The organism is Mesorhizobium atlanticum (assembly GCF_003289965.1).
In the GTDB taxonomy this organism is placed as follows: domain Bacteria; phylum Pseudomonadota; class Alphaproteobacteria; order Rhizobiales; family Rhizobiaceae; genus Mesorhizobium; species Mesorhizobium atlanticum.
In genome coordinates, this window is record NZ_QMBQ01000005.1 from 505694 (window position 1) to 529871 (window position 24178).

22 protein-coding genes, 1 tRNA gene and 1 pseudogene are annotated in these 24178 nt (G+C 63.8%); 13 read left to right on the forward strand and 11 right to left on the reverse strand.

From position 1 onward, the window contains the following. Window positions 1–74: 74 nt before the first annotated feature. From DPM35_RS19945 to DPM35_RS19955, 3 genes are all read left to right on the forward strand, one after another. The gene (locus DPM35_RS19945; protein ID WP_112129118.1) at window positions 75–773 is read left to right on the forward strand and encodes a TetR/AcrR family transcriptional regulator; all 699 of its coding nucleotides are present in this window, start codon (window positions 75–77) and stop codon (window positions 771–773) included. Window positions 774–995: 222 nt separating this feature from the next. Beyond that, window positions 996–3470, forward strand: a complete 2475-nt coding sequence (locus tag DPM35_RS19950; protein ID WP_425373390.1) for a DNA translocase FtsK — start codon at window positions 996–998, stop codon at window positions 3468–3470. Window positions 3471–3750: 280 nt separating this feature from the next. Then, window positions 3751–4575, forward strand: coding sequence for a tetratricopeptide repeat protein (locus tag DPM35_RS19955; RefSeq protein ID WP_245431583.1), 825 nt, complete (start codon window positions 3751–3753; stop codon window positions 4573–4575). A 37-nt stretch (window positions 4576–4612) separates the two neighbouring features. Here DPM35_RS19955 and DPM35_RS19960 read toward each other — a convergent pair whose 3' ends face one another. The 4 genes from DPM35_RS19960 to DPM35_RS19975 form a co-directional block, all read right to left on the reverse strand. Then, window positions 4613–5314 carry a hypothetical protein gene (locus tag DPM35_RS19960; protein ID WP_112128952.1) on the reverse strand — a complete coding sequence of 234 codons (702 nt, stop codon included), beginning with the start codon at window positions 5312–5314 and terminating at the stop codon, window positions 4613–4615. Between the two features lie 195 nt (window positions 5315–5509). Further along, a complete protein-coding gene (yihA, locus tag DPM35_RS19965) occupies window positions 5510–6166 on the reverse strand; it encodes a ribosome biogenesis GTP-binding protein YihA/YsxC (RefSeq protein WP_112128953.1) in 657 nt (218 codons plus the stop codon). An 11-nt stretch (window positions 6167–6177) separates the two neighbouring features. Next, window positions 6178–6816 carry a CatB-related O-acetyltransferase gene (locus DPM35_RS19970; protein ID WP_112128954.1) on the reverse strand — a complete coding sequence of 213 codons (639 nt, stop codon included), beginning with the start codon at window positions 6814–6816 and terminating at the stop codon, window positions 6178–6180. An 84-nt stretch (window positions 6817–6900) separates the two neighbouring features. Continuing rightward, a complete protein-coding gene (locus tag DPM35_RS19975) occupies window positions 6901–7215 on the reverse strand; it encodes a hypothetical protein (RefSeq protein ID WP_112128955.1) in 315 nt (104 codons plus the stop codon). Between the two features lie 166 nt (window positions 7216–7381). Between DPM35_RS19975 and DPM35_RS19980 the strand changes: the two genes are divergently transcribed. From DPM35_RS19980 to DPM35_RS19990, 3 genes are read left to right on the forward strand one after another with little or no spacing between them, the layout of a single operon-like run. Beyond that, the gene (locus tag DPM35_RS19980; RefSeq protein WP_112128956.1) at window positions 7382–7846 is read left to right on the forward strand and encodes a MarR family winged helix-turn-helix transcriptional regulator; all 465 of its coding nucleotides are present in this window, start codon (window positions 7382–7384) and stop codon (window positions 7844–7846) included. After that, window positions 7839–9134, forward strand: coding sequence for an HlyD family secretion protein (locus tag DPM35_RS19985; RefSeq protein ID WP_112128957.1), 1296 nt, complete (start codon window positions 7839–7841; stop codon window positions 9132–9134). The genes DPM35_RS19980 and DPM35_RS19985 overlap by 8 nt, the downstream gene beginning before the upstream one ends. Continuing rightward, window positions 9131–10675 (forward strand): DHA2 family efflux MFS transporter permease subunit, encoded by a 1545-nt coding sequence (locus tag DPM35_RS19990; RefSeq protein WP_112128958.1) that lies wholly within the window; start codon window positions 9131–9133, stop codon window positions 10673–10675. Before DPM35_RS19985 ends, DPM35_RS19990 begins: the two co-directional genes overlap by 4 nt. 206 nt (window positions 10676–10881) lie before the next feature. On the opposite strand, the gene DPM35_RS19995 is transcribed toward DPM35_RS19990, so the two are convergent. From DPM35_RS19995 to rpmH, 4 genes are all read right to left on the reverse strand, one after another. Then, window positions 10882–11619, reverse strand: a complete 738-nt coding sequence (locus DPM35_RS19995) for a hypothetical protein (RefSeq protein ID WP_146767973.1) — start codon at window positions 11617–11619, stop codon at window positions 10882–10884. 776 nt (window positions 11620–12395) lie between these two features. After that, window positions 12396–14228 carry a membrane protein insertase YidC gene (yidC, locus tag DPM35_RS20000; RefSeq protein WP_112128960.1) on the reverse strand — a complete coding sequence of 611 codons (1833 nt, stop codon included), beginning with the start codon at window positions 14226–14228 and terminating at the stop codon, window positions 12396–12398. Window positions 14229–14242: 14 nt separating this feature from the next. Then, a complete protein-coding gene (rnpA, locus tag DPM35_RS20005; protein WP_112128961.1) occupies window positions 14243–14596 on the reverse strand; it encodes a ribonuclease P protein component in 354 nt (117 codons plus the stop codon). Window positions 14597–14612: 16 nt separating this feature from the next. Continuing rightward, window positions 14613–14747, reverse strand: a complete 135-nt coding sequence (gene rpmH / locus DPM35_RS20010; RefSeq protein WP_008833937.1) for a 50S ribosomal protein L34 — start codon at window positions 14745–14747, stop codon at window positions 14613–14615. Window positions 14748–15002: 255 nt separating this feature from the next. On the opposite strand from rpmH, the gene DPM35_RS20015 reads away from it, so the two are divergent. The 3 genes and pseudogenes from DPM35_RS20015 to DPM35_RS33320 all read left to right on the forward strand — a co-directional run. Beyond that, window positions 15003–16496 carry a sensor histidine kinase gene (locus DPM35_RS20015; protein WP_112128962.1) on the forward strand — a complete coding sequence of 498 codons (1494 nt, stop codon included), beginning with the start codon at window positions 15003–15005 and terminating at the stop codon, window positions 16494–16496. A 187-nt stretch (window positions 16497–16683) separates the two neighbouring features. Further along, window positions 16684–16760, forward strand: a tRNA-Arg gene (locus DPM35_RS20020). 111 nt (window positions 16761–16871) lie between these two features. Then, window positions 16872–16934: pseudogene (locus DPM35_RS33320) on the forward strand (antibiotic biosynthesis monooxygenase); the annotation flags it as partial. 8 nt (window positions 16935–16942) lie between these two features. On the opposite strand, the gene DPM35_RS33325 reads toward DPM35_RS33320, so the two are convergent. Continuing rightward, on the reverse strand, window positions 16943–17122 hold the full coding sequence (locus DPM35_RS33325) for a hypothetical protein (RefSeq protein WP_425373391.1): 180 nt from the start codon (window positions 17120–17122) through the stop codon (window positions 16943–16945). A gap of 211 nt (window positions 17123–17333) precedes the next feature. Further along, complete coding sequence (locus DPM35_RS20030) at window positions 17334–17933, reverse strand: helix-turn-helix domain-containing protein (RefSeq protein ID WP_112128963.1); 600 nt, start codon at window positions 17931–17933, stop codon at window positions 17334–17336. 270 nt (window positions 17934–18203) lie between these two features. Here DPM35_RS20030 and DPM35_RS20035 point away from each other — a divergent pair, with 270 nt between their 5' ends. The 4 genes from DPM35_RS20035 to DPM35_RS20050 all read left to right on the forward strand — a co-directional run bounded on the left by DPM35_RS20035 (window position 18204) and on the right by DPM35_RS20050 (window position 22941). Then, entirely contained in the window at window positions 18204–20186 is a 1983-nt protein-coding gene (locus tag DPM35_RS20035; protein WP_112128964.1) for an oxidoreductase, read from the forward strand. 504 nt (window positions 20187–20690) lie between these two features. Further along, window positions 20691–20897 carry a hypothetical protein gene (locus DPM35_RS32210; protein WP_146767974.1) on the forward strand — a complete coding sequence of 69 codons (207 nt, stop codon included), beginning with the start codon at window positions 20691–20693 and terminating at the stop codon, window positions 20895–20897. 512 nt (window positions 20898–21409) lie between these two features. Next, the gene (locus DPM35_RS33330) at window positions 21410–22207 is read left to right on the forward strand and encodes an alpha/beta fold hydrolase (RefSeq protein ID WP_112128966.1); all 798 of its coding nucleotides are present in this window, start codon (window positions 21410–21412) and stop codon (window positions 22205–22207) included. Window positions 22208–22410: 203 nt separating this feature from the next. Then, window positions 22411–22941, forward strand: a complete 531-nt coding sequence (locus DPM35_RS20050) for a dihydrofolate reductase family protein (protein ID WP_112129120.1) — start codon at window positions 22411–22413, stop codon at window positions 22939–22941. A 49-nt stretch (window positions 22942–22990) separates the two neighbouring features. Here the strand turns inward: DPM35_RS20050 and DPM35_RS20055 are convergent, their stop codons facing one another. Further along, window positions 22991–24166 carry an MFS transporter gene (locus DPM35_RS20055; RefSeq protein ID WP_112128967.1) on the reverse strand — a complete coding sequence of 392 codons (1176 nt, stop codon included), beginning with the start codon at window positions 24164–24166 and terminating at the stop codon, window positions 22991–22993. Between the last annotated feature and the right edge of the window lie 12 nt (window positions 24167–24178).

Consider the following 24178-nt stretch of genomic DNA (forward strand, 5'->3'; position numbering starts at 1 on the left):
TAGCGCGGAAAGAGGACCATATCAAGAGCAAATCGAACCGAGTGGTTCGAAATATTTTCTAAGGAATGACTTCCATGGTCGACACGACAGCGGACAGCGATCTGCTCGACTTGCGCAAGGGCCGTCCGGCGGCCGGGCAGGACCCGGTCAAGCGGGCCCAGATCATCGAAGGCGCACGGCGCGTCTTCATCGACAAGGGCTTCGAGGCCGCCTCGATGAACGACATCACGCGCGAGGCCGGCGTCTCCAAGGGCACGATCTACGTCTATTTCGAAAACAAGGAAGAGCTGTTCGAGGCTCTCATCGAGGAAGAGCGCGGCACCATCTTCAAGAACATGTATGAGGTGCTCGACCATTTCGAGGACTTGCGCAAGACGCTGGTGAAGTTCGGAACGGGGCTGTCGATCAAGATCACCTCGGCCAAGGTCATCCAGGCGCAGCGCACCGTGGTCGGGGCCGCCGACCGGATACCCGAGCTTGGCGCGCGCTTCTACGAGCGCGGCCCGAAGCGTGGCCATGACAAGGTCGTGTCCTTTCTCAATGAAGCCATCGCACGCGGTCTGCTGGAAATCCCCGATGTCGATCTTGGCGCCTATCAGTTCACCGAGCTTTGCCTTGCAGGTCTGTTCCGCCAGTGCATCTTTTCCTACCGCACCAAGGCGCCGAGCCAGGCAGAGATCGAGAAGATCGTGACCTCCGGGGTCGATGTGTTTCTCAAGGCTTACGGCACGGAAAAATTCTTCGCCGAGGAACGGGCTTCCGCGTCGGCCTGATTGTCCCGGCCGGCGAAGTCGCTTGCGGGTAGCGCAAGCCTTGAGAATTCGCGCCCGCGGCCTGAAAACTTCGCCGTATCGCGGTGGACCTCGCATGCCGCGAAGACCTGTCTGCCGATCTTTTTCAAACGCCGATCGGCATCCTCCGCGGGCGCTTTTGGAAGGACCTGTTAACCATCGCTTTCTATGTCTCGGGAGACGTTCAATCGGCGAGTCTCGAGTATGACATCCATGCGCTTTCCCCGTGCCAATCTCTCCGGCGATTCCGCCCATCAAGGCGACAACGATCACCGCGCGGACGGGCGCCGTGGCGGGGTCCTGCAGCCGCAGGCGCAAGCGGGACAGGTGGTCGCGTTGCGCGTCGCGCCGGCAGGCGAATCGGACGCGGCTCGCGCTGCGTCGTCCGAATCGGCGGATGGCGGCGAGTTCAGCCGTCCGGCCTGGCAGGACTATTTCTTCCTCGCGCCCAATGTGCGGTTCACCCGCACGCCGGACACCGATCTCGCCCGGCGGGCCGCCCCACAGGAAGATGCCGCGCCGGCCAAGACACCGGCCCGCGAGCCCGTCCGGCCTGCACCGCCGGCTCCGCCGCCAGCCAATTCGGTTCGGACGATTCCCGCGGCTCCTGCGGCTCGAGCCGCGGCGCCGGCGCAAGCCAAACCGGTCATCGCGCCTGCCGCCGCCACGCCCGTCGCTTCCGCTGCCCCGCCCCAGCCCACCGCCGCTCCGGCACAAAAACCACGCCCGAGCGGACTGCGCTGGTTCTATCTTTCCGATCACGCCTTCTTCGAATTCGGCATGCCTTTCCTCGCCGAGCGCCTGGCGCGGGCGCGCCTGAACGAAGCGGACCAGGCCCCCGCGGTGCCGGTGTCGCCGCCCGTCAGGCCGATGCCGGCGCAAGCGGCGCAACCGATCCAGCCCCGTCCCGCCTTCCTGGGCGAGGCGACATCGTTCTACCGGGTCATCGAGTGGCGCTCTAACGCGGCGGACATAAGCCCTGCTCCGGCGCCGACGCCGACGCTGTCCCCAGTGGCCGCCCAGCCGACGCCTGCCGAGACCATGCCGGCTCCGGCGCCGGCAAGCGCAAGAATGGCAAGGCAGGCACCCTCCTTGCCCGTCGCCGGCGAGGTCGTGCCGTTGCCGGCTTCCGTCGGCTACGAGCTTCCCTCCGAGGAACTCCTGCAGATGCCGCCGGAAGGCCAGGGCTTCTACATGTCGCAGGAGCGGATGGAGCAGAACGCCGACTTGCTTGAAAGCGTGCTGGAGGATTTCGGCGTCAAGGGCGAGATCATCCATGTCCGGCCGGGTCCGGTCGTCACGCTTTACGAGTTCGAGCCGGCGCCGGGGGTGAAATCCAGCCGCGTCATCGGCCTGGCCGACGACATCGCCCGCTCGATGTCGGCGATATCGGCGCGCGTTGCCGTGGTGCCGGGCCGCAACGTCATCGGCATCGAGCTGCCCAACGAGACGCGCGAAACGGTCTATTTCCGCGAGCTGATCGGATCGGCCGGTTTCCGCAACACCTCCTGCAAGCTGGCGCTCGGCCTCGGCAAGACGATCGGCGGCGAACCGGTCATCGCCGAGCTCGCCAAGATGCCGCATCTGCTGGTGGCGGGCACCACCGGTTCCGGCAAGTCGGTCGCCATCAACACCATGATCCTGTCGCTGCTCTACCGGATGAAGCCGGAGGAATGCCGCCTGATCATGGTCGATCCCAAGATGCTGGAGCTCTCCGTCTATGACGGCATTCCGCATCTTCTGACGCCGGTCGTCACCGATCCCAAGAAGGCGGTCACGGCGCTCAAATGGGCGGTGCGCGAGATGGAGGATCGCTATCGCAAGATGGCACGCCTCGGCGTGCGCAACATCGACGGCTACAACCAGCGCGCGGCAAGCGCCCGCGACAAGGGCGAGGTCGTGACCATGCAGGTGCAGACGGGCTTCGAGAAGGGCACCGGCGAGCCGCTGTTCGAGGAACGCACGATCGACCTCGCGCCGATGCCCTATATCGTCATCATCGTCGACGAGATGGCCGACCTGATGATGGTCGCCGGCAAGGAGATCGAAGGCGCCATCCAGCGTCTGGCGCAGATGGCGCGCGCCGCCGGTATCCACCTGATCATGGCGACGCAACGTCCCTCGGTCGACGTCATCACCGGCACGATCAAGGCCAATTTCCCCACCCGTATCTCCTTCCAGGTGACCTCCAAGATCGACAGCCGCACGATCCTCGGCGAGCAGGGCGCGGAGCAGCTGCTCGGCCAGGGCGACATGCTGCACATGGCCGGCGGCGGGCGCATTTCGCGCGTGCACGGCCCCTTCGTTTCCGATCTGGAGGTCGAGCATGTCGTGGCGCATCTGAAAGCGCAGGGGCGTCCCGAATATCTCGACACCGTCACCGCCGACGAGGAAGAGGCTGAGGAGGCGGCCGATACCAGCCCGGTCTTCGACAAGGGCTCGATCGCCGAGGAGGACGGCGACGCGCTCTTTGAGGAAGCGGTCAAGGTGGTCAAGCGCGACAAGAAATGCTCGACCTCCTACATCCAGCGCCGCCTCGGCGTCGGCTACAACCGCGCCGCCTCGCTGGTCGAGCGCATGGAGAAGGAAGGTCTGGTCGGCGCCCCCAACCATGTCGGCAAGCGCGAGATCCTCACCGGCCGGCGCGATCGCGAGCCCGAACGCGAAGAGACGGAGTGATTCCGGCGGATCGGTTTCCGGCGGGCAGCGTCAAGTCGCCCTTCGCCGTCACTCCCGTGGCCGGCGCCTCCCAAGGGTATGATCGATGTCTGTTTCGCCACTAGCTTCCGCTCCGATTTGAATCTCGGCCCGATTTGAATCTCGGGACGACGGTGAGCGGCCTGTTTTACCGAACGCCAGCTTGACCTGACGGCCCCGAGGTTCAAACATTCAAGGCGGGCCGCGACGGATCATTGGACCGCAAGGGAGATGGGCTCGGCGCGTGGCAGGCAGGTCGGGGATGGTCGATACGAAGCTCCAGGACCAGATGCGGCGTATCGTGGCGGACTTCAATGCCGGCCGCCACGACCAGGCGCGCCTGCTTTGCGAAGAGGGCCTTCGCCGGACGCCTGATGAACCGGCCCTCAATCATCTTCTGGCGGCCGTCCTGTTTGCAAAGGGAGAGGTGGCGGAAGCCCGCGCCCACATTCGTGCAAGTCTGTCGATCAGGGCCGACAACGCATCCGCTCATGTGCTCGCTGGACGGATAGCGCGGGCGGCGAAGGATTTTGAGCCAGCGCTCCACCATTTCGCGCGCGCGGCGGAATTGGCGCCCGGCGTTGCCGTGCTCATCGAGCGGGCGCGCACGCTCGATGAGGCGGGCGACCGGAGCCAGGCGTATCAGGCGTGGCAGGCGGTGGCACGTGCCGATCCGTCATCCGCCGAAGCTGCCGCGCGTCTGGGCCGCATTCTGTTCGAGGACGGCATGCCAGCCGAAGCAGCGCCCTTGCTGGAGCGCGCTGTCAAGGGCGACGCGCCCGCCTCGGCATGGTTCGACCTCGCCCTTGTCAGGCAGGATCTGCACGAGCACGCGGCTGCCGCCGCCGCTTATCGCAAGGCGCTGGAGAAGCGCCCGGACGATGCCGAGGCCGCGGTCAATCTAGGGGTCGCGCTTCAGGAAACAGGTGACATGGACGCCGCGATCCAGGCTTATCGAACGGCTTACCAGCAGCGCCCCACAACATTCGGCATCATTGCGATGGCGCTGACGTCGGCGCCGCATGGGCGGCTTTGGCTCGATCGCGATGCGCTGAAGGGACTGCTCGGCGAGCCAGGGAAAGTCTGAGCGGTTTTTCACCGTTTCCGTGAAACGGTGAAACGCTCTAGCGGGTACGCTTGTCGCGAAACTGCTTCCGGTAGACGCCGGGTCCGGCGAGGACGTCGGCGACGGTTTGCGCATAGGCGATCTCGCGCGCGGCATCGAAGCTTTCGAAGACGAGTTCGGGTGCCGCGCGCGGCACGGGAAAACATTGCGCGACCGGCGTGCCCTTCGGCAGTACTCCGCGGAAATCCTGGTCGGTCCAGATGGCCGGGAAATTGATGCCGGCGTCCTGGAAATGATCGGAATCGACAACACCCGTCACCAGGCGGAAAGGAAGGTCGTCGCGGTTGACCGGGTGGGTGGCGAACAGGGACCAGCCTTCCTCCAGCTCGATCGTCCAGAAACTGTTGAATTTTATCGCCGCCAGCCCATTGGCGAATGGCGCTCCGGCGAGTTGTTCAGCGACGTGGAAGCTAAGTGGAGACCGTGGGTGCCCCTTCGTTGAAGGCTCCGCGATGTCCCAATGCCATTCGAAGGCGCCGTTCTCCACCGCCACGTCGCATGGCAGCAGGATCATGAATCCATGTGTCATGGCGTCGACGAAGGGCGGACACTGTTTTACCGTTCGGATATCGCGGCCGTGGATCTCCGAGTAGGCTTTTGCCGGCATTTTGCGCAGCCAGTCAGGCAGGACCGTGCGTGCCGGCACAGGTTGCGGCAGCGTCTCGGCAAGTGCGGGGTCGCAACGGAAAACAATGCGCATGGCGTAACCTTAGAGCAATTCCAGGAAAAGTGTGAGCGGTTAGGTTCGGCGCGTTCGCCGTAGCCTTCCGTCGGGAATTGCTTCAAAAACAAAGAGATAGAGCGGATCGCCGTTTCCGTGAAACGGTGAAACGCTCTTGCAGGCCGTGCAATTTTGACGGCTTGCCAAGGCGTGGTCAACGGCGCGCGGCCGTTGTCAGCCGCCGTTCGCCACCAGCACGATCGCGGCGCGCAGCTCGTCGAGACCCGCGGCTTTTTCCGACGATGTCGCCAGGACCACAGGGAAAGCCGCCGGCCGCTTCTTGATCTTGGCCAGCGTCTCCTCGATCAGCCTCGGCACGCCGGCGGCCTTGATCTTGTCGGTCTTGGTCAGCACCACCTGGTAGGACACGGCTGCCTTGTCGAGCAGCGTCAGCACTTCCTCGTCCTTGGCCTTGATGCCGTGGCGGGCATCGATCAGCACATAGACGCGCTTCAGCGTCACGCGACCCTGCAGATATTCATAGATCAGCTTGGTCCATTGATCGACCTTGTCCTTCGGCGCGCTGGCATAGCCGTAGCCGGGCATGTCGACCAGCGCCATCGGCGGCAGGTCGGCGCCTTCGCCGGAAAACCCGTCGGGCACGAAATAGTTGAGCTCCTGCGTGCGCCCCGGCGTGTTCGAGGTGCGCGCCAGGCCCTTGTGGCCGACCAGCGCGTTGATCAGCGACGACTTGCCGACATTGGAGCGGCCGGCGAAGGCGATCTCCGGCGGTCCTTCCGGCGGCAGGAATTTCATCGACGGCACGCCGCGGATGAAGACCCAGCCGCGGGTGAACAGCTCCGGATCGATCTCAGTCCTGTCGCTTTTCATGTTTGGCGCGCTCAAGCCGCAGCCTCCAGTTTTGAAATGTCGGCGCCGCGAATGGCGTCGAGGTTGCGGCCGATCTTGTCGACCGGCCAGTCCCACCAGGCCGCCTTGAGCAGGCGGCGCACGGTAAAGTCGTCGAAGCGCATCTTGACCACCTTGGCAGCATTGCCGGCGACGATCGCATAAGGCGGCACGTCGTGCGTGACAACCGATTTCGCCGCAACGATGGCGCCATTGCCGATCCTGACGCCCGGCATGATCACCGCATCCATGCCGATCCACACGTCATTTTCGACGATCGTGTCGCCGCGGATCTCCTTCGACCATGTCTCAGGGTCGAAGCCTTCCTCCCAGCCATGGCCGAAGATGTTGAACGGATAGGTCGAGAAGCCGGACATGGCGTGGTTGGCGCCGTTCATGATGAAGCGCGCGCCTTCGGCGATGGCGCAAAACTTGCCGATCACCAGCCGGTCGCCGATGAAGTCGTAGTGGTGCAGCACGCATTTCTCGGCGAATTTATCGGGACCGTCGGGGTCGTCGTAATAGGTGAAGTCGCCGATCTCGATGTTGGGCGCGTTCACCAGCGGCTTTAGAAAGCCGACGCGCGGATGCATCGCGATCGGATGCTTGATGTTGGGGTTGGGTCCGGTCATCGCGGTCCCCTCCGTGGCTAAAGGCGCGGCCGGCGCGGTCAACGTCCGATCAAACTAACGTGATCCGCCTGCCGCACCAACCCTTCAGTGGCTGCCGCGGCAGATCACGATCGGTTCGGAAAGGGCGCTGTCGAAGCCGCTGCCCTGATAGACCTGGACGTTCGACGCTCCGGGCGGCAGCGAGAAGCTGCCTTCGACGATTTTTTGCTCGCCCGTCGTCGTGTGCAGAGTCCAGCTGAACGCGCAGAATTGGGGCGGCGCCTTGGGTTGCACGTGGCTGCAATTGAGCTGCGCGCCGCCCAGCATCGCGGCTCCGCCGCAGCTCACCGCGTCCTTCGCGGCGGCTGGAAAAGCGTATCCCATGAGCAGCGCCAGCATGGCGATCTTGAGCCGGTTCATCGTCTCGTCCTTGCCACCAGACAGGCCGGCCGGGCCGGGTTCTGGCCTATGCGATATTTTTACCAAGCGCCTTAGTCGGTCTTGCGCTGCGCGTCCAGCAGGATTATGTGCATGATGATAATAAGCATGCTCACGAAAGTTTGTCCGCCGACTCCGAAGTTTTCCCATGTCCTCCTCGCCCAATATCAGCTTCGTGCTGCACGACGTCGCGCGCCTGCTTCGGAAGCGGTTCGAGCAGCGCTCGCGCGCCTTCGGGCTGACCCGCGCGCAATGGCAGGTGCTGGCCTGTCTTTCGCTGCATGAGGGCATCCACCAGAACAAACTGGCCGACCTCATCGAGATCATGCCGATCACGTTCGCAAGGCTGCTCGACAAGATGCAGGCGCGCGGCCTTATCGAGCGCCGGCCCGATCCGACCGACCGCCGGGCGTGGCTTCTCTATCTGACCCCGAAGGCGCATCCGATCATCGAAGTGATGCGCAGCAACGGCCGGAAAACGCGCGAGGAGGCCTTCACGGGCCTGTCCGCGGACGCGCAGCGGCAGCTGCTGCAAACCCTTTGCCTGATCAAATCCAATCTGCTCGAGGCCTGCACCCAGCCGGCCGTCGACCGGGAGAAAGTCCATGTCTGAAGGAACCTCACCCAGAAAGCCCGCCGGCGAAGACATTGTCGGCGAAAGAGCAAGCGACCAGGTCATCCGCCTGGACAGCCAGCGCGAGCAAAGGCGCGGCAGCAATCCGCCTGTCGTCGAGGACGACGAGCTGGAAGCGCCCGTGGCGCCGGAGCCGGCGACGCTGGAGGCTCCCTCGGCTCAGCCGAAGCTGGCTTCAGTCACGGTGGCTTCGCCCGCTCCCGCCAAGCCGCGCCGCAGCCTGACGCGGCCGATCCTGTTCGCGCTGCTCCCCGTCGCGCTGGTGGCCGGCGGCTACTACTACGTCGTCGGTGGCCAGGTCATGACCACCGACAACGCCTATATCCAGGCGCAGTCGCTCGGCGTCTCGACCGACGTCTCCGGCACCGTCGAAGAGATCGACGTGCATGACAATCAGGCCGTGAAGAAGGGCGACGTGCTCTTCCGGCTGCGGCCGGCCTCCTTCGAGACCGCGCTCGCCGGCGCAAAGGCGCAGCTCGGCACGGTGCGCAACCAGGTGCTGACGCTGCAGGCAAGCTACCGGCAGTCGCTGGCGTCGATCGACCAGGCCGAAGCCGACATTCCCTATTACGAGTCGGCCTTCCAGCGTCAGCAGGACCTGCTCAAGACCTCGACCGCTTCCAAGGCGACCTTCGACAGCGCCCAGCACGATCTCATAGCGGCCCGCCAGAAGGTGACGGTCGCCAAGGCGCAGGCGCAGGCGATGCTTGCCCAGCTCGGCGGCGACGCCAGCCAGCCGGTCGAGCAGAACCCCTTCTACCTGCAGGCCCAGTCGGCGGTGGACGACGCGCAGCGCAACCTCAGCGATTCCGTCGTCAAGGCGCCGTTCGACGGCATCGTCACCAATGTCGACGCCTTGCAGGTGGGCAAGTACCTGCCGGCCTCGCAGCCGGCCTTCAGCCTGGTGTCGTCGACCGACATCTGGATTGCGGCCGAGCCGAAGGAAACCGAGCTCACCTATGTGCGCCCCGGTCAGAAGGCGACGATCAGCATCGACGGCTATCCGGGCGAGGTCTGGCACGGCACCGTCGGCTCGATCAGCCCTGCATCGTCGTCGAGCTTCTCGCTGCTGCCGGCGCAGAACACTAGCGGAAACTGGGTGAAGGTCGTGCAGCGCATCCCGATGCGCGTGACGATCGATGATCCGGACGGCAAGCCGCCGCTGCGCGGCGGCATGAGCGCCGTGGTCGACATCGACACCGGTCACGCGCGCGGCCTGCCCGATTTCATCACCAACCTCTTCAAGCAATCCGGGTCAAAGTCATGACAACGGCTTCCGCGAAAGGCGCGCCCGTGGTCGCCAATCGCGGCGCCATCACCGCCTGCGTCATCCTGGCGGTCATCATGCAGGCGCTGGACACCACCATCGCCAATGTCGCGCTTCCCTACATCCAGGGCAGCGTCTCGGCCAGCGCCGACCAGATCAACTGGGTGCTCACCTCCTACATCGTCGCCGCCGCGGTGATGACACCGCCGTCCGGCTATCTCGCCAACCGCTTCGGCCGCAAGCGCATCCTCCTGGTGGCGATCACCGGCTTCGTCGTCGCTTCCGTGTTGTGCGGCTTTGCCCAGTCGCTGCCGCAGATCGTCGGCTTCCGCCTGTTGCAGGGCCTGTTCGGCGCAGCACTCGTGCCGCTGTCGCAGTCGATCCTGCTCGACATCTACAGCGCCGAGGAGCGCGGCTCGGCCATGGCGCTGTTCGGCGTCTCGGTCATGGTCGGCCCGGTGCTGGGGCCGGTCATAGGCGGCTGGCTGACCGAGAACGTCTCCTGGCGCTGGGTGTTCTACATCAACGTGCCGATCGGCGCGCTGGCCTTTTTCGGCGTCTCGATGTTCGTCCAGGAAACCAAGCTCGACCTCAAGGCCAGGCTCGACTGGCTGGGCTTCGGCATGCTCAGCGTCGCCATCGCCGCGCTGCAGATGTTCCTCGACCGCGGCGAGCAGCTCAACTGGTTCTCTTCGGCCGAGATCGTCGTCGAGGCTTTGGTCTGCGCGTCGGCCTTCTACATTTTCATCGTCCACACTTTCACCGCGCGCGACACCTTCGTGAACCCGCGGCTGTTCCTCGACCGCAACTTCGCCGTCGGCATGATTTTCATCTTCATCATCGGCATCACCTATCTCGCCTCTCTGGCGCTGATGACGCCCTATCTGCAGACGCTGATGGGTTATCCGGTGGTCACCGCCGGCATCGTCATGGGGCCGCGCGGCCTCGGCACCATGGCCTGCATGTTCGTGGTCGGTCGCCTGGTCGGCAAGGTGGACACGCGCTGGCTGCTGTTCATCGGCCTCGCGATCACCGCCTGGGCGATGTACGACATGACCGGCTGGACGCCGGCCGTCTCGCAATGGACGATCATCAGCACCGGTTTCATCCAGGGCGCGGGCCTCGGCTTCCTGTTCGTGCCGCTTACCACCATCACCTTCGCCACGCTGGCGCCGGAGCGGCGCGCGGAAGGCACCGGCCTTTACAATCTGTCGCGCAATATCGGCTCCAGCGTCGGCATCTCGGTGGTCTCGGCGCTGCTGACGCAGAACCAGCAGGTCAATCACGCCAACATCGCCACCTATGTGACGCCCTACAATCCGGCCTTCGGCGACCCGGCCATCTCGCAGGCGCTGAGCCCCTACACCGCCGCCGGCCGCGCCGCGCTCGACGGCCTCGTCACGCTGCAGGCGACGATCATCTCCTATATCGACGACTTCAAGCTGATGATGATCCTGTCTCTGGCCGCGATCCCGCTGGTGCTTCTGCTGCGCAAGCCCGGAACGCCGGCCAAGATCGATCACAGCGCGGTCATGGAGTGAGGCTCGGAGCCGCGAGGGTAATTCCAGGGATAGTGTAAGCGGCTTTCCGTCAGGGAATGCGTCAAAGCAAAGAGATCGAGCGGTTCGTCGTTTCCGTGAAACCCTGAACCGCTCTGGCGCTGGTATCGGCCGGCCTCAGGTTGGTTGGCCCGGAACGGCAACCGCCGCCGGCGCACGCGGGGCGGGCACCCGTGGCATGGATCGTGTCATTTGTAGTAGTCACCGGAGAATCTGACATTCATGCCGCCGCAATTGCCGCTGTCGTTGGCATTGTCGCTCACGATGAGGACTGCCTTATCCAGCGCGGCGATGACGCGGCAACTGTTAGGATCATGATCATCAGGATACGCAAACACGGCGACGTTGTTGTGCGGCGTCGCCGGTCCGGGCGGCATGTCGCCCGTATGGGGACCGCCTGGAGCTTCTTCCTCGGACGGATGCGCCGATGGGTAAAATGCCTCGCCCTCGGCCTCGAGGGCATCGCCTTCGACGCGCAGTTTGATCCAGTTGCCAAATGCTTCGCGCCATTTGCCGTTCCACGCTTTGAGCGGCAACGGCGGGCGTGGCGCGATGTCGGCCTGTTTCACATAACCGCCGACATACGTGCTCGAGCCGGCAACATAGACGCAGACATAGGGACCGGTTATACGGCTCGTCGTGAGCACAAATTCGTTTTTCTTGAGATGTAATCGCGACTTGCACTGGCCGCTATCGTCGGGGCAGGGCGCTTCTGTCTTGCGCAGATCGATGCCCTTCAAGGGTTTGATCTGCGCCAGCCCCAGGCCGGCATTGGCGGGATCACCGATCCGACAGATGTCGGAGGCTTGGGCGTCCGGGGACGAAAGCGCCCCCAGGATGATCGCGCCGAATGCAGCGAATTGCCACGCGGGTCGTGCTGTTGCGGAGGCAATGAACCTCGTCACGGCGCGCGGCATCGAAGACATGGCCAGCTCCTGTTGAACCGCTGCATGCTGAAGCATCGGCGGCTGCGATCCAGATTATCGCTCCTGAAACGCGAGGTCTGCCGGTATATTCACCGCCGAGCCCGATTTTTCATCGCGGCTTCGATGACGGCCACGATTTCAGATATCTCGCAAGCTTATGGCCTGCAGCCGCCGACCTGTTTGGCACGTTCAGGGTCCGCGGAAAGGCCGGGGTCCCGCTGCGGGACCCCGGCCTGCCGGGCGACCTCCCAAACACCGGCGTCGCTGCGCCGGAAGCCACCCGACCTTTTTGGGGAGGACTGGAATCATACGAGGCGAGTTGGCGCGGAGTTTCAGACGCTTCGACAATTTGCCGAAAATTGTGCCGCCCCTGGCATATCGAGGGCAATCACGTATGGGTTTATCGGCGAACGCCGGCGCAACGCCGCCGATCAAGGCTTGGCGGTTATCTGATCTCGGAAAGCCATACGCGATCGCCTTGTCCGAATGGCGCCGACGTTGGAGATCGGCTGACCCCCCGTGACGTCTTCATCCTCTGGCTTGACCCGAGGATCCATTCCGTGACCTTTGCCGCGGAGTGTGACGGTGCAGAATTCTGTAACCGTTGCAACGCCTTGGCGTAACGGCATGGATTCCAGGGTCTTCGCGCGTCGCTTCGCTCCTTGCTCCGCCCTGGAATGACGACCGAGCTATCGTCGCGGCAAATCGCAAAGGTCGGAAGACAACAAAAAACCCCGGCCAAGGCCGGGGTTTTGGCGCGGAAGATGAGGTGCCGGCTATTCGGCCGGCGATGGTTTCTTGCGGAACATCGCCGCCAGATTGTCCCACAATTCGATCTTGGCACCCTGGCGCTTCATGATCACGCCCTGCTGCAGGATCGACAGCGTGTTGTTCCAGGCCCAGTAGATGACGAGGCCGGCCGGGAACGAGCCCATCATGAAGGTGAAGATCACCGGCATCCAGGTGAAGATCGCGGCCTGCGTCGGGTCCGGCGGCGCCGGGTTCATGCGCATCTGCAGGAACATGGTGATGCCCATCACCACCGCCCAGGCGCCCATATGCGGCAGGAAGGCGGGCACCGCGAAGGGCAGCAGGCCGAACAGGTTGAAGATCGAGGTCGGGTCCGGCGCAGCAAGGTCGTGGATCCAGCCGAAGAACGGCGCGTGCCGCATCTCGATGGTGATGTAGAGCACCTTGTAGAGCGAGAAGAAGACCGGGATCTGCAACGCCACCGGCCAGCAGCCGGCCAACGGATTGATCTTCTCGGTCTTGTAGAGCTCCATCATCGCCTGCTGCTGCTTCATCTTGTCGTCCGCGTATTTCTCGCGGATCTCGACCATCTTCGGCTGCACCTTCTTCATGTTCGCCATCGAGGCGTAGGACTTGTTGGCGAGCGGGAAGAACAGGGCCTTGACGATGACGGTGGTGGCGAGGATCGCCAGGCCGAAATTGCCGAAGAATTTGTAGAGCGTGTCGATGAGCCAGAACATCGGCTTGGTGATGAAATAGAACCAGCCCCAGTCGATCAGGAGGTCGAACTGGCGGATCTGCCGGTCCTTTTCATAGGCGTTGATGGTCGAGACTTCCTTCGCGCCGGCGAAGATTTCAGACTCGATCGTCGTCGACTGGCCGGGCGCGACGCTGATGGCGTCGGACAGGAAGTCGGACTGATAGCTGTGGCTGTGCGGCCCGTCCTTGAACTCGAAATAGGAGAATTTCGGCTGGAAGGGCTGCTTCTCTGTCGGGATAAGCGTCACGGCCCAGTATTTGTCGGTAATGCCGAGCCAGCCATCGGTGGATTTGCCGGGCTTGACTTCCTTGTCCTTCTCGATGGCCGAGTATTTGTACTCCGTCAGCCCTTCGCTGCCGGTCACGCCGATCAGACCCTCGTGCAGCACATAGGTGCTGGCGACGGCCGGTTTGTCGAAACGGGTGACGCGCCCGTAATTGTAGAGCGAGACGGCGGCCGTTCCCGAATTCTGCACCGTGTCGGAAACGGTGAACATATATTCGTTGTCGATCGAGATGGTACGCTTGAACGTCAGGCCCTTGTCGTTGGTGAAGGTCAGCGTCACCGGCGTCGAGGGCGTCAGCGTCGGATTGCCTTCAACGCTCCACACCGTATCCGCGCCGGGCACCGCGCCGGTCGTATCGTTGCCGACGAAGCCGATCTCGGCGAAATAACCGTTGGGCAGCGATGACGGGTTGAGCAACTCGATCTCGGGCGAGTTCTTGTCGACCGTCTCGGTATAGTGCTTGAGCTTCAGGTCATCGAGGCGCGCACCCGTCAGGTTGATCGAGCCCTCGAGGCTCGGCGTGTCGATCTTGACGCGCTTGGTCGCGGCAATGGCCTGGTCCCGGCTGGCGGCGGTCACCGCCTCACCGCCGGGTGCGCCGGGAACGCCGCCGGCCGCCGGGGCCGGCGTTCCGGCCGCGCCGGAGTTGGCGCCGCCACCCGCTTCTTTCTTCTGCGCCTCGACGCGCTGCTGCTCGATGCGGGCCTGCTCCCGCTGCTGCTCCATCTTCGGGTTCATGTAGAACACCTGCCAGAGCGTCAGGATCAGCACCGACAGCGCGATGGTGATGAAGAAATTGCGGTTGTTTTCCATCGAAAGCCCTTGGCCTATCGTGCGCCGCGTAGCCGGCGGGAAAGCTCGGCCTTCAACTGGCCGAACGGGGTGGCGAGCACGTCTTCACGCCCGACGATGACATAGTCATTGCCGGGCGCCATGTCATCGGCGGCGTGAACGCGCACGGCTTCCCTCAGCCGCCGCCGGACGCGGTTGCGCACCACGGCGTTGCCGACCTTCTTGGTGACGGTGTAGCCGACGCGCGGCGCAAGGTCGTCGCCGCGGTCGAGAACTTCAACGAGAAAAAGCCGTCCGCGGCGTTTCTCGCCGCCGCGCACAGCCAGGAAGTCCGCGCGTTTCAGAAGCCGCCCGGGAGTTTTCCCCTTTGGCTTGCCGGTTGCGGGCAACGATCTCGTCTTTCGTTCAGGCGCTGAGCCGCTTGCGGCCGCGATTGCGGCGGGCAGCAACGACGCCACGGCCACCCTTGGTGGCCATGCGGGCACGGAAACCATGCCGGCGCTTACGGACGAGCTTGGACGGTTGGTAGGTACGCTTCATTTGTTTTAATACCGCGGGGTGCGGCCCTTCTTGATTCTGTCACTCTGTAACAGGAGCTTTGCCGGGCCGGCTTAGGCGCGATCGAAACCGCGCCGGGACGAATGGCCCGAGCGTGAGCGGGCTTATAGAAAGAAGGTTTTTGGAAGTCAATCCGCCCCACCGCGAGGCAATTTTTCGCGGGGGTGACGATGAAATTGGCAAAAAAGCTGCAAATCGCATAATCTTGCCTGGTCAAGCCTTTGTGAATGCGCGTCAATGACGGGTGAAACTCTGTCCACGAACGAGAAGGCAACCCCCGCGGCGGCAAATCCGACGCGCCGGGTGCCGCTTTCGCGCGGCCTGTCGACCAAGCTCCTCCTGCTCACCATCGCCTTCGTGCTCTTGGCCGAAATTCTGATCTTCCTGCCCTGGATCGCCAGCTACCGGGTGAACTGGCTGAAGGAGCGGCTGAGCACCGCCGCCGCCGTGTCGATCGTACTGTTGCAGGGCGAGCCCAACGCGCTGTCGCACAACGCCCAGAACGACGTGCTGATGGCGATCGGCGCCAAGGCAATCGCCGTGCGCGACGGCGGCGTCTCGCGGCTGCTCGTCGTTTCCGACATGCCGCCGCAGGTCGACGAGCATATCGACATCGCCAATGTCGGGCTGGTCAACGGCATGACCGGTGCGCTCGACACTCTGTTCTTCGGCGGCGAGCGCATGCTGCGCGTGTTCGGTCCGGTCGGCGACAGCGACAAGGAATTCGAGCTGATCATGCCTGATTACCGTCTGCGCGACGCCATGCTGAGATACTCGCGCAACGTCGCCGTCGTCTCGCTGCTCATCTCGCTGTTCACCGCCATGCTCGTCTATGCGGCGATCGACCTGATCATGATCGGACCGATCCGCACCATGACACGCTCGATCCTGTCCTTCTCCGAGGCGCCAGACGATCCCGGGCGCATAATCTGTCCGACCGAGCGCGCCGACGAGATTGGCGTCGCCGAGCGCGAGCTGGCGCAGATGCAGGATCGGCTGCAGAAGATGCTTTCCGAACAGAAGCATCTTGCCGACCTCGGCCTGGCCGTGTCGAAGATCAACCACGACATGCGCAACATCCTGGCTTCCGCGCAGCTCATGTCGGACCGCCTGCGCCACGTGAAGGACCCGACAGTGCAGTCCTTCGCGCCGAAGCTTTTGCGCGCGCTCGACCGCGCCGTCGCCTATTCGGAGGGCGTGCTCGCCTATGGCCGCACGCAGGAGCCGGCGCCGTCGCGCCGGCGCGTGCGGCTGCGGCAACTGGTCGACGACGTGCACGGCTTGCTCGACATCGAGGAGGGCATCGAGTTCATCAACGGCGTCGAGCATGCCTTCGAGGTCGACGCCGATTCCGACCAGCTGTTCCGCGTGCTCACCAATCTCTGCCGCAACTCCGTGCAGGCGATGGCCGCCGACACCGAAAGCGCGGTGGTGCGCCGGCTGGCGGTCGCGGCGGAGCGCCATGGCAGCGTCAGTCGCATCACCGTCATCGACACCGGTCCCGGCCTGCCGCCCAAGGCGCGCGAGAACCTGTTCGCCGCCTTCCGCGGCTCGGCGCGCAGCGGCGGCACCGGCCTCGGCCTGGCGATCGCGCATGAATTGATCCGTGCCCATGGCGGCGCGGTCGAGCTGGTCGAATCGATCGGCGGCCGCACCGTCTTCGCCGTCACCATCCCCGACCAGCCGGTCCGGCTCGACCAGGCGCGCAACGGCCTGCGCCGCCCCGCCTGAGGTGCACCGATATTCAGGTGAGGCCGGCTTGCAATCGCGACACGCCTCAGCAGGGACCAAAGTACCTGCGACAAAACTTTTGCCGTATCGGCTTGCAATTCTCAAATTCAGTCGTTAGGGAACACTCCACATCGCGGCCGGCCGTCTCGACCGGAACGCGGGGCTTGTGTCAAACACGGCCTGTTGCGCGCCCGTAGCTCAGCTGGATAGAGCACCAGACTACGAATCTGGGGGTCAGGAGTTCGAATCTCTTCGGGCGCGCCATTTCAGTACAAAACTATGAACGCCGAACGCCGCCGATTTTTACGCTCGAAGCGGCAATGAGGGTTCTCAGCCGCATTTCTCGATCCTGCCCAGGACGACGCCCGCCATTCGCTGGCCGACGAGGCGGGCTGCCGCCGCTTCGAAGTCGTCGGCCCCGAGGGCACCAAGGACACAGTGTTGTTCTACGAAGTGTACGACGATCGCGCCGCATTCGACGCGCATTTGCAGACCCGCATCTGGAGCGTTTCCAGGCGGCCATGAAGGCGCTCGAGGTCGAAGAGATGGTCGTTCGCTTCGCCGCTCTCGAAAACGGCTGATCCGGCACCGGTCGCCGCGATGAGCGCCACCAGGATCGGCTTCATCGGAACGGGCATCGGCCATCACACGGGCGGTCGTCCTGGCGAGCGGCGCGTATAGCCGAGTCCGCTTCGCGGCAGGGGTGCCTGAGATGGTGCGGCCCGCGACGCGACGCTGCTGATGGACATCATCTCGGCCGACGACCCCCAGGATCCGACTAGCCTTGCATTGCCGGCGACCGAGCACTACGCAACCTCGGCCTCTCCAAATCCGAGGCTAGAAACTTGGCGGGCTGATTGCCCAGATCACGACGGCCTCGCGCGCGCCCGCATTCTTGTACCTGTGCGGCTCACCTGACGAATAGGAGCAACTGTCTCCTTCGTAGAGGTGGAAGTGTCGCTCGCCGACCCAGATGTCGAGTTCACCCGAGACGACGAAGCCGACGCCATCGCCCTCGTGGGTGTAGCTTTCGGCGCTTTCGGTTCCCGGCGGCAGCCGCGTATAGATCATCTCCACCTGCAGGCTCATCTTCGGCGTGACAAGCTCGTCTATGATACCGCCCTCATACTGTATCTTCAGGCGGTTGCCGCTCCTGACGACATAGCCATGCTCTTCCTGCGGCACGGGAGAGGCCCCGGCGAAAAACCATTGCACGGTCACGCCCAGGCTTCGGGCGATGTTCACCAGGGCCGGAATCGATGGGTAGGCAAGGTTACGCTCGATCTGGCTGATATAGCCGATGGAAAGGTTGGCGCTTTCCGACAACTGCGAAAGCGTCATCTTGCGCCGTTTGCGCAAACCGCGAATGCGATCCCCGAGAACCGGGTCGCCGCCAACAGATCCCAGCCCGGTTTCAGGACCCCTCTCAGACGACATGCTCACTCCGGATACAACGCCTAGTGAAACGGGCCACCGGCCAAAGATCTATCGTTCTTGTCGATCAAAGGCGCTGTCCGCAAGGTGAGCATTTGGAATTCCAGCCTTTCCGCATGAATCCTCAAACGTCGCCAGCGTTTTCAGGCCACGGAGAACCATTTCACCGCCAGGGGTAATTCGCAATGAATTTCGTCCACGGTAAAAAAATAGCTGGATTTTTTACCAGGGGCAAAATATGAGAGCGCAGTTTGCCAGCGACGGAGGAGATCGATGGCCGGCGCCGCGCACGTCAAAACACCCTCGACGCCATTCCCGCGCCTTTTCCAACCTTTGCGGATCCGTGGCGTGCGGCTCAAGAATCGTATCATGTCCACCGGGCACGACACGACGTTGCCGACCGACGGCCTGGTCAACGATGCGCTGATCGCCTACCACGAGGCGCGGGCGCGGGGCGGCGCCGGGCTTATTGTCAGTCAGGTCGCGGGCGTCCACGAGACGGCGCGCTACACCTCGCACATGCTCATGGCGACGGAAGACGAATGCATCGCCGGCTACCGGAAGCTGGCCGACATCTGCCATGCGCATGACTGCAAGATCTTCTCCCAGCTCTTCCATCCAGGCCGGGAGATCATGGAAGGCGGCGATGGGCTGCTGACGGTGGCCTACGCGCCATCCGTGTCGCCGAACGAGCGTTTCCGCGTCATGCCGCGCGAGCTCGGCAAACGCATGATCGACGAGATCGTTCGCGGCTACGCCGCAGCGGCGCGGCGGATGCACGAGGCGGGGCTGGACGGCGTCGAGTTCGTGGCCAGCCACGGCTACCTGCCGGCGCAGTTCTTCAACCAGCGCGTCAACCGCCGTGTTGATAACTACGGCGGATCCCTGGAGAACCGGCTGCGCTTCGCCACCGAAGCGCTCGCCGCGATGCGGGCGGCGACGTCCGAGGACTTCGTCATCGGCTTGCGCATCAGCGGCAGCGAACGTGACGAGCGCGGCCTCACCATGGACGAGGCGCTGGAGATCTGCCTTGGACTCGAGCCGTTGCTCGACTACGTCAATGTCACTGCCGGCACCTCCGCTTCCGCCGGCGGCGCGGTGCATATCGTGCCGCCCATGGCCTATCGCAACGCCTATTTGGCAAGCGACGCCGCGCGGTTCCGGCAGGCACTCGACATACCGATCATGGTGGCCGGCCGCATCAACCAGCCGCACGAGGCCGAGGCGTTGCTGACGGAGGGTTCCGCGGATGTCTGCGGCATGACGCGGGCGCTGATCTGCGATCCCGACATGCCCGCGAAAGCCGAACAGGGCCGCACGGACGACATCCGCGCCTGCATCGCCTGCAACCAGGCCTGCATTGGCCATTTCCACCGGGGATTTCCCATCTCCTGCATCCAACACCCCGAGACGGGGCGCGAGCTCAGATTTGGTAAGCTCACACCCGCCCCGCGGCCGAAGAAGGTGATGGTCGTCGGTGGCGGTCCGGCCGGAATGAAGGCCGCCGCCGTCGCGGCCGCCCGGGGGCATCAGGTCACCCTCTATGAGGCGTCCTCTCATCTGGGAGGACAGGCGCTGCTGGCCCAGCTGCTGCCCCGCCGCGCCGAATTCGGGGGCATCGTCACCAATCTTTCGCGCGAACTTGAGCTGACGCAGGTCCGTGTGATGAAGGGCGTGCGCGTCGACCAGTCCGTGGTCGACGCGGAAAAACCGGACGCAATGGTCATCGCGACCGGCGCGAGGCCCTATCTCCCGGAAATGCCCGATGACGGAAGCGTGCAGGTGGTCGATGCCTGGCAGGTGCTGAGGAAACAGGTCAAGACGGGGAGCCGCACGGTGGTGGCGGACTGGCGCTGCGACTGGATCGGACCGGGCATCGCCGAGATGCTGGTCAATGACGGCTGCAGCGTCGAACTTGCCGTCAACGGCACCCATCCAGGCGAGTTGCTGCCGCTCTACGTGCGCGACAACATTGCCGCCGAACTGCACAAGCTTGGCGTGGTCGTAACCCCATATGCCCGCCTCTTCGGCTGTGACGGCGGCACCGTCTACATGCAGCACACCGCCAGCGAGCAGCCGATCATGTTCGAGAATGTCGACACGCTGGTGCTTTGCCTGGGACATGAGCCGGTAAGCGAATTGAGCGACATGCTGGCGGGCAAGGTGCCGGAACTGCACATCATCGGGGACAGCATGGCCCCGCGCACGGCGGAGGAGGCCGTTTACGAAGGATTGAAGGTCGGCGCCGCGCTGTAGGCGGCATCGGACAGACATGCCGGTCGCCTTGGGCACCGGATGACGCGCCGGGGGAATGAATGGGTGACGGACATGCTCGCGAAAAGCCGGCAGCCCGCAGTGGGTCGGTGCCTTGAAGAGCAGCATCATCATCGCGCTCGGGACGACGGCCATCTCGACGATATCCGGGGTCCTCGCGGCTTGGGCGTTCGAGCGTTTCACTTTCAAGCTGGTCGAGGCCGTAACGCCTCGTTACACCGGTATCACAAGGGCGACAAATCCCTGGCAGCCCGACCGCCGGGGCGGGGTCGCTCGCGGGCTGGCGTGTAATCCACAGATCGAAAGACCATACGCGAAAAAAGAGACGGATCGCGCGACGAAATCGTCGCACATCAGGATTTCGAGATCGTGTGGATAGACGTCTCCCTTTGTGTGCCAGAAATTCGTTACCTCATTGACGGTGAGTTGAGTGCCATATCGTCTCGGCGCGTTGAAGCGCCTGTTTGAGTAAAAGGGATTGTAGTCATGTCGAAAGAACGACCACCGAATTCCCTGGCAATCATCCCGGCGGGAGCAGCACCTGACGACTTTGATCCAAAGCTGGCGACCGAAGGCAAAGAGCTGATAAAGGCATTTCTAGGGATTGCTTCCGAGGGGGATCGTCGGCGAGTAATCGAACTGGCGACCACACTCGCTAAGCAAGCGACAGATGGTCATGCGTCTCAGCGTTGATGAGGTGCAGTCCATCACACCTCCTGAAATCTCCCTAAGAAAATCTCCATAATGGCTGCCGACATGCGCGGTGTCGCCGCCGCTGTGCCGCCTTGCCGGGGCGGGTCTCGACAGGTCGAGGGCATCATATCGACCTGTCCCTCTACGACTACATGATCTCCAGGGTGTCGAGGGCGGCGTCTGGCAGGCCGAGGCTGGCTCGCTCGCTTATGCCTTTCCGACCTATGAGGGAACCGGAGAGAAGACCGATCTGCCGCAGGCAGAGCAGCCGAGCATCAAGGGGGCTGCGGGGGCCGCGATGCTCGATGGGGCAGCCGTGGAGCGGCGCCAGGAGGCCCGTTCGCAAGTCCTGCTTCTGCGAGCCTGCCCGCTTCCAGGTCCGATCCCGAATCTCGCCGGCGTGGCTGCCCCCCCATGCACATCAGCGTCAGTCAGCTTATCGGGCTCGGGTCAGTCAGTTTGGCGGCTAAGCTTGCTTGAAGACAGCCAGCGAGCGTTCCGCTAAATAGGTTATGCCCTATTGCCGCATCCGCGATATCGACCTCTGGTTCGAACGAGCCGGCGAGGGAGCGCCTTTGCTGGCGATCTCTGGCTCACGAGGTGATCTGCGTCGGAGCCCAAATCTCCTGGAATCGCCCCTGGCGAGATCCTTTGACCTGCTTGCATATGACCAGCGTGGCCTCGGGCGTACGTCAAAGCCCGACAAGCCCTACCTCATGGCCGATTTTGCGGACGACGCGGCCGGCCTTTTGGATACTGTCGGGTGGGAGCGCGCTCGGGTCGTTGGTGTATCGTTCGGTGGTATGGTCGCGCTCGAACTGGCACTCAGGTATCCACATCGAATAACCAGACTCGCACTCTGTTGCACTTCACCCGGCGGAGAAGGAGGGTCGTCCTACCCGGTCCATCTCCTGCAGGGACTCCGGCCGCATGAGCGGGCGCGGGTCATGGTATCGATTTCCGATACACGATGTGATGCGGACTGGGCTGAGGCGAACCCCGAGAAATACGAGGAACTCATCAGAAGGTTCGACGATAATCGGTTCGCGCAGGAACCGGGTCACAAGGCCGGAACGACGCGCCTGCTGGAGGCACGCCGTCAACACGATACTTGGGAGCGTCTCGGTGAAATTAGGTGCCCAGTTTTCATTTGCGGCGGTCGGTACGACGGGATCGCTCTACCGTCGTCTCAAGAACGTATGGCGAGCAGAATCCCGGGAGCGATGTTGCGGATGTATGAAGGTGGCCATCTATTCATCTGGCAGGATAGTTCGGCGTTCGCCGAGATCGTGGAGTTTCTGAGGGAATGAGCCCTGTTCGAGCACCATTTAGGCGAAGAATGGGATGCCCTGGTTGCGGCGAACTCGAAGGCCGTGCGGGCGGACCTAGCCGCATCCTCTCGCTGCGTTCATGCATGCGCCAAAAACCAATTGCAAAATAAAATCAGTCAGCCTAACCTGAACCGATTGCACAACGCAATCGGATTGCGCGGATGCCATGCGAGGAACAGGCGATGGCGAAGCTCGTCTTTGGAATGAACCAATCGCTGGACGGCTACGTCGATCATACGGAGTTTGGGCCAAGCCCCACGCTCTTCCGCCATTTCATTGGGGACGTGCGGCGGAAGGCGGGAAGCGTCTACGGCCGCCGCATGTATGAGATCATGCGTTACTGGGACGACGATCGTCCGGAATGGGATGCCGATCGACAGGCCTTCGCGGTGGCATGGCGGGACCAGCCGAAATGGGTCGTCTCACGCACGCTGCAATCGGTCGGCCCCAACGCCAGCCTCGTCGGAGAAGACCTTGAGGGCGAGATGCGCAAGCTGAAGGCGGAGCGCGACGGCGAGATCGCCGTCGCCGGCCCTGACCTGGCGCGAAGCCTCACCGACCTCGGCCTGATCGACGAATATCGGATCTACCTGCATCCGGTCGTGCTTGGCCGCGGCAAGCCCTATTTCGCCGGGCCCCGGCCGCCGCTCCGGCTTATCGCCAGTGATCGGATCGATGAGAATGTGATGAGGCTGACCTACGCTCCCGCCTGATCTCGGTCGTTCGGCGCGCCACGGACCATTGCCGCCGTATCGACGGCAGCTAGTTGGATTGAATGGCGATCGACCGCAGGCGCCGGCTGATCCCGTGGAATGACCACAGGAGCAGGGGGCAAAGCAGGAGGGCGACGGTGCCCAGGTCGAGCGCGGCCCTCGCGGTCCCCGCCCAAACGGCAAGCCTGCCGCCGATCGCAGGGGCGGCCAGCATGCCGACATAATAGACGGTGTAGAACACGCCCATCCCGATCGATCGTGTCCGTTGATCGAGCACGCGCGCGGGCAGGCTCATGATCGCGCCGGCTGGCAGGCCGCACACGAGCCCCATGGCGATGACGAGGGGCAGCACCGGTCCGTTTCGCGACAGAAGGAGCGTCAGCAATGCGAAGCCGGCACAGCCCACCGTGAGAATTGCGCCGCCGCGTTGGCTCCGATCGGCCAGCAGGCCGCCGAGCGGGACCGAAAGGGCGGCAAGCCAAAGCACCACGCTGATGGCCGACCCCGCCGCCGCGCTCGACCATCCGCGCTCGACGAGCATCGAGGGGCCGAAGCTGAACACCATGGCGAAGCCGACATTGTAGAGGCACCAGATCAGGCCGGCGGTGATGAGCGCATAGCCTGTCGCAGCCGAAATGCCGGAACGTTCCACCCTTCCGGTGGGCGACTGCTCCGGGGCGCTATAAACCAAGGCGATCAGGCCGATGCCGATGATGACCGGGACCGAAACGGCAACGCCCACGGCGGTCACTCCGAAGCTCGTCCCGATCGCCGGCAAAAGCATGAGCGCGACGGCGATGCCCGCCGGCCAGGAGTTGATGTAGATGGCCATGGCGGTTGCGATCTCCCGGCCGGCGAACCAGTCGGCGACCATCTTGGTCATCAGCACGTTCACGAGAACGCCGCCGGTGCCGGCGATCAGCCGGCCGCCGATCTGCAGGCTCCAGGACGTCGACGACATCATCATCAGCTCGCCCGCCAGCATCATGGCGAGACCTGCCAGAACGGTCGCCTTGTCGCCGTGGCGCTGGCCGATGGACGCGCCGGGCAGTGCCAAAGCGATCCCCGGCGCAAGATAGAGTCCGATCAGGACGCCGATGTCGGCGAGACTCGCGCCGAGGCTGGAGCCGACAAGCGGTGCGACGGCGCCGACGCTCTGAAACTGAAACGCCATCGCGGTACGGGCGACAAAAAGCACAGCAAGGATCGTCCAGCGGCTGCGCACGGTTCCCCCGCG